Below are 14324 nucleotides of genomic sequence, written 5' to 3' on the forward strand. Positions count from 1 at the left end.
ATTATGGATTGAAAATAGATGTTCTAAAGTCGTTTGTTGATTGCATCAAGGCTTGATAAATCTTAATTTTCAAAGTTGATAGTCGGCTCTTATCGCTACCATAAGATTTATTTTGAATATCCGCATCAATCGCTTCTCTAATCAATCTTTGAAGGTCATCATAGCTCGCAATCCTTACTTCTTTCGTTGAGTTTGCAACACCTAATTCATACTGAATAGTGAATGGTTTCAATTTACCTGCTTGGGCCTTATCCACACGCTCCATGAACATGGCTTTCTTGAACTCTTCCCAACTTGCATACTGGCCATTAAAGACTTGGTCAAAGACGTGTTTATCTGTAATCAAGCCTGTATTTTTCTTGTTCCAAGTATCATAAGTAATAGAATTCTGGCTCATGGCATAATCAGACAACTGATTAGAGGCATATGGTACAAAACCATCTGTGTAACCTTTGGCAGCAATTAGCTCAAAGGCCATGCGACGGAACATAAAGTCACCTGGCGAGCCATTTGGATTAGACAAGGCTGAATAGTTACCTGCAAACATCGGAACGCTGTAGTAGCCATTACGTTGTAAGTTTTGGTCGTATTTAGCACTTTGATAGCCATAACGATCAATGATACTTCCATTGATTAGGTCATCAAATGTAGTCAATTTAGCAGCATCTTCCTCTGTCAGGGTCGCCATTCGGTTACCAGCATGGGTATCTTTGCCATTTTCTTGAATGTAGTAATTTTCCAGTTTGAGGAACCAGTCCTTCTTAACGGTATTTGGCTTTTCAAGGACAGTCATTCCTTCGATGTAGTCTAGTAGATAGAGAACATCAAATTGATTGTGGAAATACTGGTTAAAGTCCGCTTCGCTGTTGAAACGAGCAGTCGGATCTCCGACATGCACACGATTAGCAGCGTCACTATTGAAGACAGCATTGAAACCAAGGATTGTGCGATCGACAGAAGATACGTTTTGGAGCAATCCATCAGCATATACTTCCATTCCTTGTCCCATCCGGCGACCATATCCTTTAAGATAGGTACTTCCATCCTGGTTATGCACCATTTCATGGGTATAGAGAGTTGTACCATAATTGTCTAGCATATTATAGAGGACATAGAAGGTTTCTTTTCCGTTTGCATAGGCAGTTTTGGTTCCACCCTCTGCATACCACTTGTTAATCGGGCCATAGTAGTCTTGAATTGCATCTACATCGGCGAGTAAACTACGATAGACTTTCTGACCATCTGGGCCATTCATCAGGAAGCCTTCATTATTTAGCACCGTGCGGAAGAGCTTGTCACGATTTTCATCATCAAGGATCTTATACCAGAAGTCAGCATTGTCCCGCTGCATTTCAGCCGCCTTATCGACCAACTGACGAACACTATCTCGTTTAGCAGGGTCTTTGTAATCATCTACATAATGTTCGTAGGAACCTACTGCTAAGGTGTTCATGTTGCTGATGATGAAGATGTCCTCTTGCGGCAGGGTTAATAGAGGCAAGAGCATCTGACGGTATTCCCAAGCTGGATTGGTAATCTTATCGTAAACAGCAAGTGCGTACTTGCTATGTTTCTCAGCGCTATCTTGCTTGGCTGCCGCTTCTGCAACCTGCGATTTACTCTCAACAATATAGGCCTTGGTTGTTTGTTTAAACCAGTCATTGTCTGATAGATTTGGCAAGAAGAGTTTACGGTAGGCTTCCACCATGTCGAATAGACTAGCCTTGTTATTTTGCTTACCAATAGCTGCAGCATAGGTACTTACGTTGTTATGGGCACGAAGAACCTCATAGCCACCATTGCCAATTGCCAAAATCATATCAAGGGCAGAGGCAGCATCATTTCCGAAGAAGTCAGGTTCAAAGATGGTCAAATCTTTGGTATTCATCTCTCCGAAGTTGATGTCATACCAACGGTTCAAGTAGGTCAAACCAAGCACGAAGGCTTCTTTATTGTTAGTGATTTTCTCTTTGATGTAGTCCTCAGAAGCCTGACCTTGACCATTTAGACTAGCAACCAAAATCTTACGAACATTGCTTTCTAGGTTGGCCATCACTTGGTCATAGCTTTCACCAAAGTAGAAGTCTTTAGCTGTGCCAGTCTGAGTATTAGCATCCAAAGTCGTTGGATAGTTGATAACCGCCTTCATAGCATCCGAATCAAGGATTACAGAAGAAAGACTGCTTACCAAGTCATTAACAAGGGCGCTTCTGTCATTCAAGAATGATTCTGGCGTGTAAATCAAGTCTGTACCTGAGATAGTGTACTCTACTACATGATTATTCTTGAAGTCTTCTAGATAAGAAACAGTCTTATAATCCACCGTTCCATCTGCATAGTGAAGCATAATCTTATTGATATTAGCCTTCTCAGCGTAGACATCTGCAACAACATCCTTATCCTTCATTGGAACAACATCAAGCAAACGAACTCTGTTGAGTTTGTCATCTGTCGCAATCTTATTTCCGTAGTAAACAAGGAGTTCCTTGTTGTAGAACGGCAGGATTTTCTCCATATTGTAGTAAGCAATTTCATGGTCAGCCTGAGCCTTATCTAGTGTTAAATAATTGACAGAATAAGGGTTAAGATTGAGAGGTTTTGAATCTTCCAAAGTCGCTTGGATCTTCATAGCTTCAACTTTTGCTTGTGCTTCTTCATTCGTGATAGCCTTGACATTGCCCAATGTGTCTGAAGTTGTTGTGAAGCCGTCTTTAATCTTACCGGTTGGATTTGCTGGTTGACCGATAATACTTGTCGCACCAGTCATATCGCTGATAACGTTATTAACATTACCACTATATGGAGCATAGGCACCAGTTACTTGGTTGGCACCTGCAATGCCGCCGACTATACCACCTGTTTCTGTCGTCACTATAGAGCCTGTTGCGTACGAATTATAGACACTTCCTGGTACATCGTAGACAAGCATGGTACGTCCGACAATACCACCAGCTACTTGGTTTTCTGTACCTGGGAGAGTAATAGTTGCATCAACCTTGGCATTTCCAACACTTGCCATCGTACCGTTACCCAAGATACCACCAGTTAGACTTGCAGCGGTTCCGGTTACTTCGATACTACCCTTGAAGGATACATCCTTGATAGTCGTATTAGTTGCCGAATGAACTAAACCAGATACGTTTTGCAGTCCTTTTAGGTTGGCTTCTACAGCCACGTTTGTGACTAATGCATTATTAGCATTAACGGCAATTGTAGCAAGAGGATTAGTGGTGCTTGTCTGTAAATGAGCATTCTTGATGTCCAAGTTTTGAACTTTACCACCAAGGTTATAGAAAAGTGGAGCTTTCAAGTTACTGATTGAGAAAGCATATCCGTCATTCAATCCATCTAAGCTACCGCTAAAATTCTGAACATAAGAAGCTACATCTCCAACAGGAACTTCATTAGCATCCAAATGAGAACCCAATTTAAATGTGCCGCCTGGATTTGCCTTCATGGCGTCAATCAAGGCTTTGAAGGAAGTATAGGTATTTGCATCCGTTACCATCTTCGGAATGTAAAATTCACGATTTGCAACGTATTGGCTGTTCTTATCCTCTACCAACTGTTCAAAGGAAGAAACCAATTTGAAGACTGCCTTGCCATCTAAGGTCGTTTCTTCAACGCTAGAAACTGGAAGATAGACTTCTTTAAAACGATCGGATGTTACTTTGATAAATAGTTCATTAGCCGATGCTGGAATTTCTTCTAAAAACTCTTGACCGACATACTTACCATCTTTACGGCGGTAAACCGTCACTGCATCAATGTCCTTGATTTCAATCTTCTTGTAAACTAGATCAAACTGGCGCATGCTTTCAATAATAGCTTCTTGCTCAGAATTTTGTTCTTGCTCATTTAATGTATAGAAAATCTTAGTTTTCACAGTATAGTCTGTGTAGAAGTCCAGATTTTCAAGTGTTAGCTGACCATTTGGATCGTCAATAGCTTGTTCTTTAACCAAAGCACCTGTATTGTCATACAAGAGTGCAACTGCTCTAAGGAAATTAGCAGTTTCATCTGTCAACTTGTAGCTGATTGTCGCTGACTTAGCATCGTCATTTTCTACCAGAGCTGTGATAATCACTTGTGGTACTTTCTCAACTTTTGTACCACGCGCAATGACTTGCTTAACTGGTTCTTTGGTAATTTCTTCTGTTACAGTAGGATTTTCCTGACGAACGCCCTTGATGGTCTGGTAAGTTGTCGTTACTGTCTTAGAACCATTTACTCCCTTGGTCACAACCTTAGTCTTACCTACTAGAAGTGTTGGGTCATCAATGTATTCTGTTTCAAATGGAATATCGACCGTTTCTTTGTCTTCTTCCGTACCTTCAATTGGCTTGGTTCCTTTGAGAACTTCCTTTGTCGTTGGCTCAACTAGAACCTTTTCAGTCACAGTTGGATTTGGCTGACGAACACCTTTGATAGTTTGGTAAGTAGTAGTTATTTCCTTGCTACCATCCTTACCTTCAACCACTACTTTTTCTTCATCCGTGTAGAGGTCAGCACTTTCACTTACCTTGGTTTCAAAGGCAATGGCTACAGTTTCCTTATCTGTTTCTGTTCCTTCGATTGGTTTGGTACCTTTGAGAACTTCCTTGCTTGTTGGTTCAACTACTACTGTTTCAGTCACAGTTGGATTTGGCTGGCGAACTCCGTCGATTGTCACATAGGTTGTTGTGATGTTTTTACTACCATTTTTGCCTTCCGTAACAACCTTTTCTTCGCCAACATAGAGGTCAGCACTTTCGCTTACCTTGGTTTCAAATGGGATTTCAACTGTTTCTTTTACAGCCTCTGTCCCCTCAACTGGAGTTGGGCTAGCGGGTTTCGTGCCACGAGCAACAACTTGAGCTGCTGGCTGAGTAGTTACCAATTCAGTAACTGTAGGATTTGCTTGACGAACACCGTTAATGACCGTATAGGTTGTTGTAATAGTGGCAAGACCGTTTTGACCAGCAGTAATGATTTTTTCTTCTCCAACTGGCAAGGTCGCATCGTCTTGATAACTAATCTCGAACGGAAGGACTTTGGTATCTTGCTCTGTTTCCGTGGTAACCACATCAGCTTTCTTTGTACCAAGACGAACAATTTCCATCACTGGCAAGCTTGTTACGGAGCTTGAAACTTGCTCAGATTTAAGCAAAACACCATCAGCGTAGAAATTCTTGATAACAGTCGTTTGAACTCCGGCTTTACCAACTTGTTCCACATTTCGTGTGCCTTCAGCCAAGCTATCATCGTAGATAACTTGAGTTTCAAATGGAATAGCCTCCGTATTTGTAATCGTATCTTCCGTCAAGACCATTTCTGGAACTTCATGTTTAGGAGCCGTATCTGGAAGAGCTGTAATGGCTGGCTCTTCTGCCTTCTTGGTTCCAACTTTCACTACCTGATTAACAGGAGCCTGACTGACTGTTTCAGAAAGGACTTCTGCTTTGATGAGAAGGCCATCCGCGAATGTTTTCTTAACCTCAAAGGTCTTTTGCCCTGCCTGCCCAGCTTGAACGGTCTGCCTAGTTCCCTCTGGTAAGGTATCATCATAGACTTCCTCTGTTTCAAAAGAAATAGATTCTGTATGTGATGACACTTCTTCAGTAATAGCTACAGCTGGAAGCTCATGAGTTGGAGCAGTTTGAGGAACTTCGGTAACTATGGTTGCCTCAGCTTTCTTGGTTCCAATCTCGATGATTTTTGGTGTGACTGTCTTAGAAATTTCTGACGAAACTTCCTCTTCCTTCAAAAGCTGACCAGCTGCAAATGTCTGCTTAATTGTGATAGTACGCTCACCATTTTGACCCTCTTGGATTACCTTTTCAGTTCCTTCTGCCAAGGCAGGATTTTCAACCGTCTGAGTATCAAAAGCAATCACCTCTGACTTGGTAATGATCTTTTCAGAAATCTCAACAGTTGGCAGTTGATGACTTGGTGCTGTATTCGGAACTTCCGTAACTGTTTCTTCTGTAGTATCCTTTACAGATTCTTTTTCAGGCATTTTTTGGGCTTCCGTAGACAATTTCTCTTCTGCTCTGCTATCTTTAAAATAGCCCACATAGACATAGCCTTCAATTTCAGCTGGCGCTGGCAAGGCCTGGCCTGCTGTTCTTTCTACCGCATGGTTGAACTGAGCCAAAATATGACTGGTCAAGGCCGAGCTGGTTGGTGCCAAGAAGCTTGCACCAGTAGCCGCTAATAAAATAACACCTGCAAGCTCCTTCCTCCCTTTTTTGCCAATTTTTATGGCAAGAACAAGGAGAGAAATTCCAGCAAGGGCCATTGCGCCTGTTTCCATAACACCTGTTTTCGGTAAAATTTCCGAACGACTGTTTGTATTTACAACAGTAGATGCCTTGCTTGCTCCGACCGGACGATAGACTAAATAATAATTAGCATCCGTCGCCTGTGCTAAACCTGGCAAATCCCGAATAATGAGCTCTTTTTCAGCCTCGGTTAACTCTTGCTCAGTTACATATGTATAGTTGATTGACTGAGCACTAACAGCAGGTGCAGCTGCCACGGAAGCTGCAAAAAATAGACTTGCTACCGTTGCTGAAACAAGACCTACTGATAGTTTACGCAGTGAAAAACGCTCTTCTTTCTCATTGAAATGTTTGTTCATTATTTCTCAAATCCCCTTTAAAATATACCCTTCCATTATACTCTCTCAAGGATAAGGAAACAAGTATTACGGCTTACTGTCTACCGAAAAGCTTCTATTTGAAGCATTACAGTAGACACATACTTAATCTGGCGTGCAACTAAAAAACGAATGAGCAATACTGAATAACATATCTTACTCAACATCACCATTCGTTTTTCAATCTCATTATTTTAGTTGTGAACTGATGCCCATTAAGCACCAATAACATCAATCTCTCTTAAAAATAGAGGAAGCCAGTAGCCAGTAACTAATAATAGTCGTTACTAGAAGAACTAGAGAGTATATCTTTGTGACTGATAAAGGAGTGCCGTTGCAACGCAATGCCTTTAATAAATCAATTCAAGCTGCCAATCAAAGATTACCAAAGCCTATCAATAAACCAATCACTTCTCACATCTTCAGACATACCCTAGTTAGCTTTCTAGCTGAAAAAGGAGTGCCATTGAAAGCGATAATGGACAGGGTAGGTCACGAAGATAGCGATACAACTATGAAAATCTATACCCACGTCACCAACAAGATGAAGGAGAAAGTTATTGAAGTTATTGATGAATTACCTTTATAGTTTGCCCCAAAAATGCCCCAAAACGAAAATAAAACCTATTGAACAACGCAGAAACGTTGATACAATAGGCTTTTTCTTATAAATTATTTTACAGTGCGGATACGCATAGTGTTTGTTGAACCAGCAACTCCTACTGGAACACCCGCAACGATAACGATATCATCGCCAGCTTCAACCAAACCTTGCTCTTTAGCAACGCGCTCAGCCAATTCAAACATATCATCAGTTGATTCAGGTTTTTCAGTCACAACCGGAATCACACCCCAGTTCAACATCAATGATTTTTGAACTTTTTCAGTGAAAGTTACTGCCAAGATGTCTGAATCTGGACGGTATTTAGAAATAGCACGTGCTGAATAACCAGTTTCAGTAACTGTTACAACCAACTTGATATTCATTGAGTGGCAAGCATCTTTAACTGCTGATGCAACAACCTCTGTCTTAGAAGCACGATTGAAGTTATCTGAATTCAAACGACCGTATTCGTTAAGAAGAGTTTGTGCATTCTTAGCAATTGTTGCCATTGTGCGAACAGACTCAACTGGGTATTTACCGTTTGCAGACTCACCAGAAAGCATTGTAGCATCAGTACCGTCGATAACAGCGTTAAATACGTCTGAAACTTCTGAACGAGTTGCACGTGGTTTTTCAGTCATTGTTTCCAACATGTTTGTCGCTGTAATCACTGCTTTACCAGCTGCATTCACTTTAGTGATGATCATTTTTTGATAAACTGGAACCATTTCAAATGGTACTTCGATACCCATGTCACCACGAGCAATCATGATACCATCTGATGCTTCAATGATTTCATCAATATTGTCGATACCTTGTTGGTTTTCGATTTTTGAGAAGAGTTGAACGTGTTCGTTACCAGTTTCTTTAAGGATGTTACGCACTTCTTCTACGTCTTTTGCAGAACGAACGAATGAAATAGCGATAAAGTTCAAACCTTGCTCCAAACCGAAGCGGATGTCTGCGTTATCACGATCTGCAAGCGCTGGGAAAGGAATTTTAGTGTTAGGGATGTTTACACCTTTTTGTTTAGCAATAACGCCGTCGTTTTCAACAACTACTACAAATTCACGTTTTTCAGCATCTTTTTCAACAACAGTCAAGCCAAGTTTACCGTCATCAACAAGAACTTGTTTACCAACTTCAACATCGTCAAATACATCCAAACCACCAGCAACGTTCAAAGCGATTACTTCGCGAGTTGACTTGATACCTTGCTTTGTTGCAACACGGATTTTCTCACCAGTTGTGTAAGCAAACTCTTTAGCTTCACCTTCAAACAATTCTGTACGGATTTCTGGACCTTTTGTATCCAACAAGAAACCAACTTTTTTACCAGCGATTTCTTCTGCACGGCGTACAGTCGCCATACGATCACCTTGCTCTTGGTGGTCACCATGTGAGAAGTTGAAACGGAATACGTTAGCACCTTCAGTAATCAATTGGGCAATATTTTTCGCTGAAGCTTCAACATCTAGTTTTTCACCCCAGTAACCATCTTCACCAAATTTTTTACCGCCACGGATTTCTACCGCAGGACCAAGTGTTGCAACGATTTTAACGCGTTTATTCATCTTAACAAAACTCCTTTATTTTTTAATGGTCTTATGACCTATTAAACAAAATTATACAAATTGATTTAGAACGAGATTTCTCTGTTCAAAGTAGCGAGACCCAAGTCAGCCTTATGTGGGTTGTTGACAATAATCTTACCATCTTCCGCCAAGCTAAACAATGCGCCTTCCTCTGCAGTCCCAAGGATTGGGTTTTCAACCATTTGCTCATTGCGGATACCAACAGCAAGACCACCACGACCTTCTTTGAGCAACTTAACAGCATGAGCACCCATGCGCGATGCAAGAACACGGTCTCGAGCAGTAGGTGAACCTCCACGTTGGATGTGTCCAAGTTCCGTTACACGAAGATCGCTCACATCACCAGCAGCCTTCAATTCTTCAGCGAATTGTGCAGCTGGCATAACACCCTCTGCCAAGACAACTATGCTATGCTTCTTACCTGTTTCGTAACCTTGTTTGATTTTTGAAACCACATCTTTGATGTCGAATTCTTCCTCTGGCACAACAATAACATCTGCACCAGCAGCGATACCTGACCAAAGAGCGATGTCACCTGCATGGCGACCCATTACTTCGATAACGAAAGTACGACGGTGACTAGATGATGTATCACGAATCTTATCAATGGCATCCATAGCGGTTGTAACAGCAGTATCAAAACCGATAGTGAAATCTGTACCAACGATATCGTTGTCGATCGTACCTGGTACACCTACAGCTGGGAAGCCATGCTCTGTCAAACGCATTGCACCGTGGTAAGAACCATCACCACCGATAACAACAACACCTTCAATACCGTGTTTTTTCAACTGCTCAATCCCTTTAAGTTGGCCTTCCAATTTGGCAAATTCTGGATAACGAGCAGAACCAAGGAAAGTACCACCACGAGAGACGATGTCACCAACTGAACGAATTGTCAATGGGTGAATATCACCAGCTACCATACCAGCATAGCCTTCGTTGATACCATAAACTTCCATTCCTTCTGAAATTGCTTGGCGAACAACTGCACGGATGGCAGCATTCATACCAGGGGCATCTCCACCACTGGTCAAAACACCAATACGCTTCATTCCATTTGCTCCTTTAAATTTTCAATTTAACTGCCTTATTATAACACACTTAAAAAGAACTTGCTTGACTTTTTGCTATTTTTTATCGAAAAACCGTTTTCATTGCAAATTCTCTCAACTCTTCCTCTAATTGAGGCGTTTTCATAACCTTATAATGCTCCGCTTGAATAGTCTGATTGGAATCTTGATAGTGGAGAATGACCGGAATACTTCCCTTATATTTTTCCAAAATCCGAGCAACTGCATGGTCATGCTCCTTGTTCTCCAACAAAATCCAAAATTTTTCCAGACTGACTGGCTCCAATTGTTCTAAAACCAGTTGCATTTGTCCATCTCGTTCCTGTACCCTTCCTGTCATGTAAGCAATCGCCCCTTCTCTCAGGTCTTGAGAAAATTGACGATAGCTTTCTGGAAAGAGCGTCACATCCAGCTTTCTCTTGGTATCGGTTACCTGGAGAAAGGCCATCTGTTCACCCGTTTTCTTGGTCCGAATCAAGCGGATGGATTGAATTTGTACTAGGATGGTCACCCGACTAGCTACCACCAAATCAGCTAGGTCTGTAAGAGTTCGCTTGGACTCACGGCAGATTTTGACCAGGGGATGTGGACTAATGCCAACTCCCAACAAGCTCTGTTCCAATTCGAATTTTTCAGCCTCACTAAAATCCTTTGCCTCTGTCCAGCTATAATTTTCCTCCGCAAAAAAGGTTCCAAATGCCTCAGCAAAGACAAAGAGATTGTCTAGATTTTCTAGAATTTTCTTTCGATTGGGTTCAAACTCATCAAACAAACCGATTTGAATAAGAGGAACCATGAGTTCTTTCTTCTTATAATTGTCAGGAAGTTTCAAGACAAAATCTTCCACGGACTTGTATGGCCGTTGGTCCAGTATCCAGAGGGCAAAATCCTTAGGTAAACTTTTCAAGGTTTTCAAGCCCAGAAAAATCTTGTCCTTGTCAAACTTATCATAGTAGGGTACGGTATTGATTGATAATTTGGCAATTTTAAAGTCAAATTGCAGGGCATCTTCAATATATGCACTGCTAGAATAATTGAGCATGACATCAAAAAAGATATCTGGATAATGGCTCTTAAAGTAGGCCATCTGAAAGGCTAGGGCCGAATAGGCATAAGCATGACTGCGGTTAAAACCGTAACCTGCAAACTTAGCCATCATAGCAAAAATTTCTCTGGCTTTTCCTTCCTCATGTCCTCGCTCACGCGCACCTGCCAGAAACTCATTTTCCATAGCCTGCATTTCTTGGGCATTTTTCTTGGACATGGCCCTACGAAGCAAGTCGGCTTTCCCCAATGTAAAACCTGCATAGACCTGAGCTATCTGCATAACCTGCTCCTGATAGAGCATGATGCCGTAGGTCCCTTCCAAAATCGGTGCGATTGAAGGATCTAGCAGATCAATTCTTTCCTGCCCGTGTTTGCGTTTGACAAAATTATCCGAGTAATCACTGGCACCAGGTCGGTTCAAACTGGTGGTGGCTACCACATCCTCAAAACGCTCTGGTCGAACCCGTTGTAACAGGCTAATGGCACCCGGTTGTTCAAACTGGAAAATCCCCTTGGTCTTACCTGCCGCAAAAAGTTCCAAGGTTTTTCTATCTTCTAAATCAATTTGGGCAATGTCAATTTCTTTCTGGTGACGCTCTCGAACCCCTTCTGCCATTTTTTGTACAAAGGTCAGATTTCGCAAACCAAGAAAATCCATTTTGAGCAAGCCATTGGCCTCTACTGCATGAGCGTCATACTGGGTCACCAGCATATCGTCCCCTATTTTCAAGGGAATGGTATTTGTCAATTCCTCGTCACTCATGACCACACCGGCTGCGTGAATGGAAGTCTGGCGAGGTTGGCCCTCGATTTGCTGAGCAATGGCAAAGGCTTTTTGGTACTCGATTTTACTGTTGATAATCTGTCGGAAGGCTGCGTTACGTTGATATGCTGATGAAAGATTATCCTTAAATGAGATTTTCTTGGTAATATTGGTCAACTCATACTCAGGTGTTCCAAAGCGTTTGAAAACATCGCGGATAGCCTGCTTGGCTCCAAAAGTCGAATAGGTCACAATCTGGGCAGCATGGGTCGAACGGTAGCGATCCCGCACATAACGAATAAAGTCAGAGCGATGGATATCTGGAATATCAATATCAATATCTGGCAAAGTGTAACGTTCCCTATTTAAAAAACGTTCAAAGAGCAGATGGTGTTTAACGGGGTCAATGCCCGTAATATTCAAGGCATAGGCAACCAAGCTACCGACCGCAGAACCACGTCCCATACCCATATAATAGCCCTGACTACGTCCAAAGCGGAGCAGGTCCCAGACAATCAAGAAATAATCATCAAAGCCCATCTCATGAATAATAGACAACTCTCTTTCCAAGCGTTCCTGATAGACAGCCCCCGTCAAACCTTTTTCTTCCAAGCCCTGATAGGCTTTCTCCTGCAATTCTTCCACCGCAGGCCGTTCACGGTTAAAACGAGGTAACTTCAAGTCTGTGTTTAATTGGTAGGAAATACCTACAACCAAATCACGCAGATTGTCTACCGCCTGAGGAAAACGACTGGAAAATAGACTGGTCAGGCTATCCGCTGATAAGAGGATTTGCCGCTTGTCTATATCCGTCACTTGATTGAGTGGCACATTATCCCGAATGGCATGAAGAACCTGCAAGCTCTCCAACTGGTTCTCCTCGAAAAAACGAACCGTATGGATGGGTAGAATAGGGCCATGGAAGCTTTGAACAGGTGTATCCCTAGTCACTCCGATATAATAATCCAACCCAATATCCAGCTGCTCAATCCCTGAAAAGTAGGGAATGATGATAGCGATATCCACTAAATACTGGCGAATATCTTCAAAGTTATCCTGTCCAGTCATTTTTGCAGTCGATATTTTCAAGAGATTTCGATAGCCCTTGGTGGTCAAGGCAATCAACTGAGTAGTCACTTCTCGCTCCTGCCCCTCCAACTGCCAGTCCAATTCACAGCCGATGATTGGCTGTATGCCTGCCTTCTGACAAGTTTCCATAAAACTGTAAGCCGCATATAGACTATTCTTATCCATCATCCCCAAGGCTTGGTAGCCCAACGACTTGGCTCTCTTTACATATTCTTCAATCGTCACCATGCTATCCATAAAGGTATAGACGGTTTTTGTATCTAGTTGTGCCAGCATGGTCTTCTCCTTTTTATTTCTTCTATTATACCAAATATTCTAGGAAAATATTTTTAAGAAATTCAATCAAAAGACTTGCAATTTATCATGTTTTATTGTATTATTTAGTTAGAACATAGGTATTGGCAAAAAAATGCCTAGAAAGGAAAGAATAATGGCTTGGAAATTTGACAACAATATGCCCATATATATTCAAATCAGTAATACTATAAAATTACAGATTGTGACCAATCAACTAAAATCGGGAGATAAATTGCCAACCGTTCGTGACTTGGCTGAAACAGCTGGTGTCAATCCAAACACGGTGCAACGGGCCCTGTCTGATTTGGAAACAGAGGGATTTGTTTACTCGGTCCGCACAACAGGACGTTTCGTCACAGACAATCAAGAATTGATTTCACAGACCCGACTGCATTTGGCACAGAAAGAACTTGAAAACTTTGTGACCAATATGCTGGACTTGGGCTTCAATCAAGATGAATTAACCCACCAGTTAGATGATTATTTGAAAGGAGCGTCTTATGAATAACGCATATACCCTGGTCGAATTACAACAGGTTTCAAAATCCTATGGTGGAGCTGTAGCTCTCAACAATGTTAACTTGAAATTAACTGCTGGTAAGATTATTGGACTCTTGGGACCTAACGGTTCTGGTAAGACAACTCTTATCAAACTCATCAATGGACTATTGCAACCTGAGTATGGTCAAGTCCTTATCAACGGTCGCACTCCTTCACCTGAAACCAAGGCAATCGTATCCTATTTGCCAGATACGACCTATCTTGATGAAAATATGAAAGTTTCTGATGCTATCACCTTCTTTACAGATTTCTATGCAGACTTCGATAAAGAACGAGCTCTTCATCTCTTGCAAGACTTGGGGATTGACTTGAACAGTCGCATGAAACACCTGTCAAAAGGGAACAAGGAAAAGGTTCAGCTGATCTTGGTAATGAGCCGTCAGGCACAACTCTATGTCTTGGACGAGCCAATTGGTGGTGTTGACCCAGCTGCTCGGGATTACATTCTAAAAACCATCGTTAATAATTATTCGCCAACCGCTTCTGTTATTATTTCCACTCATTTGATTTCAGATGTTGAACAGATTTTGGACGAAGTAATTTTCCTTCAATACGGTAGCGTTATTCGCCATGAAAACGTGGATGACCTTCGTATTGAAAGTGGCGAGTCTATTGACGAACTCTTCCGCCAAGACTTTAAGGCTTAGTTAGAAGG

At 41.8% G+C, this 14324-nt stretch carries 6 protein-coding genes and 1 pseudogene; 3 read left to right on the plus strand and 4 right to left on the minus strand.

Translation table 11 applies throughout. The annotated features are described in order from the left end of the window. Position 1: 1 nt before the first annotated feature. A complete protein-coding gene (locus RFK25_RS00180; RefSeq protein ID WP_332410551.1) occupies positions 2-6622 on the minus strand; it encodes a ZmpA/ZmpB/ZmpC family metallo-endopeptidase in 6621 nt (2206 codons plus the stop codon). Positions 6623-6941: 319 nt separating this feature from the next. Between RFK25_RS00180 and RFK25_RS00185 the strand changes: the two are divergent. Next, positions 6942-7229 (plus strand): annotated as a pseudogene (locus tag RFK25_RS00185) (tyrosine-type recombinase/integrase); the annotation flags it as partial. Positions 7230-7312: 83 nt separating this feature from the next. Here RFK25_RS00185 and pyk read toward each other — a convergent pair. The 3 genes from pyk to RFK25_RS00200 all read right to left on the minus strand — a co-directional run bounded on the left by pyk (position 7313) and on the right by RFK25_RS00200 (position 13087). Continuing rightward, positions 7313-8818, minus strand: a complete 1506-nt coding sequence (gene pyk / locus RFK25_RS00190; protein ID WP_332410553.1) for a pyruvate kinase — start codon at positions 8816-8818, stop codon at positions 7313-7315. A gap of 65 nt (positions 8819-8883) precedes the next feature. After that, positions 8884-9894: a 6-phosphofructokinase gene (pfkA, locus tag RFK25_RS00195; RefSeq protein ID WP_332410555.1), complete on the minus strand. Its 1011-nt coding sequence runs from the start codon at positions 9892-9894 to the stop codon at positions 8884-8886. A gap of 82 nt (positions 9895-9976) precedes the next feature. Continuing rightward, a complete protein-coding gene (locus RFK25_RS00200) occupies positions 9977-13087 on the minus strand; it encodes a DNA polymerase III subunit alpha (protein WP_332410558.1) in 3111 nt (1036 codons plus the stop codon). Between the two features lie 154 nt (positions 13088-13241). On the opposite strand from RFK25_RS00200, the gene RFK25_RS00205 reads away from it, so the two are divergent. Together RFK25_RS00205 and RFK25_RS00210 are read left to right on the plus strand one after the other, a co-directional pair. Then, positions 13242-13616, plus strand: coding sequence for a GntR family transcriptional regulator (locus tag RFK25_RS00205; protein ID WP_332410560.1), 375 nt, complete (start codon positions 13242-13244; stop codon positions 13614-13616). Beyond that, the gene (locus RFK25_RS00210; protein ID WP_044777772.1) at positions 13609-14316 is read left to right on the plus strand and encodes an ABC transporter ATP-binding protein; all 708 of its coding nucleotides are present in this window, start codon (positions 13609-13611) and stop codon (positions 14314-14316) included. Before RFK25_RS00205 ends, RFK25_RS00210 begins: the two co-directional genes overlap by 8 nt. Positions 14317-14324: the final 8 nt, after the last annotated feature.

Origin of the sequence: Streptococcus sp. SS-4456 (assembly GCF_036680365.1) — a bacterium.
Lineage (GTDB): Bacteria > Bacillota > Bacilli > Lactobacillales > Streptococcaceae > Streptococcus.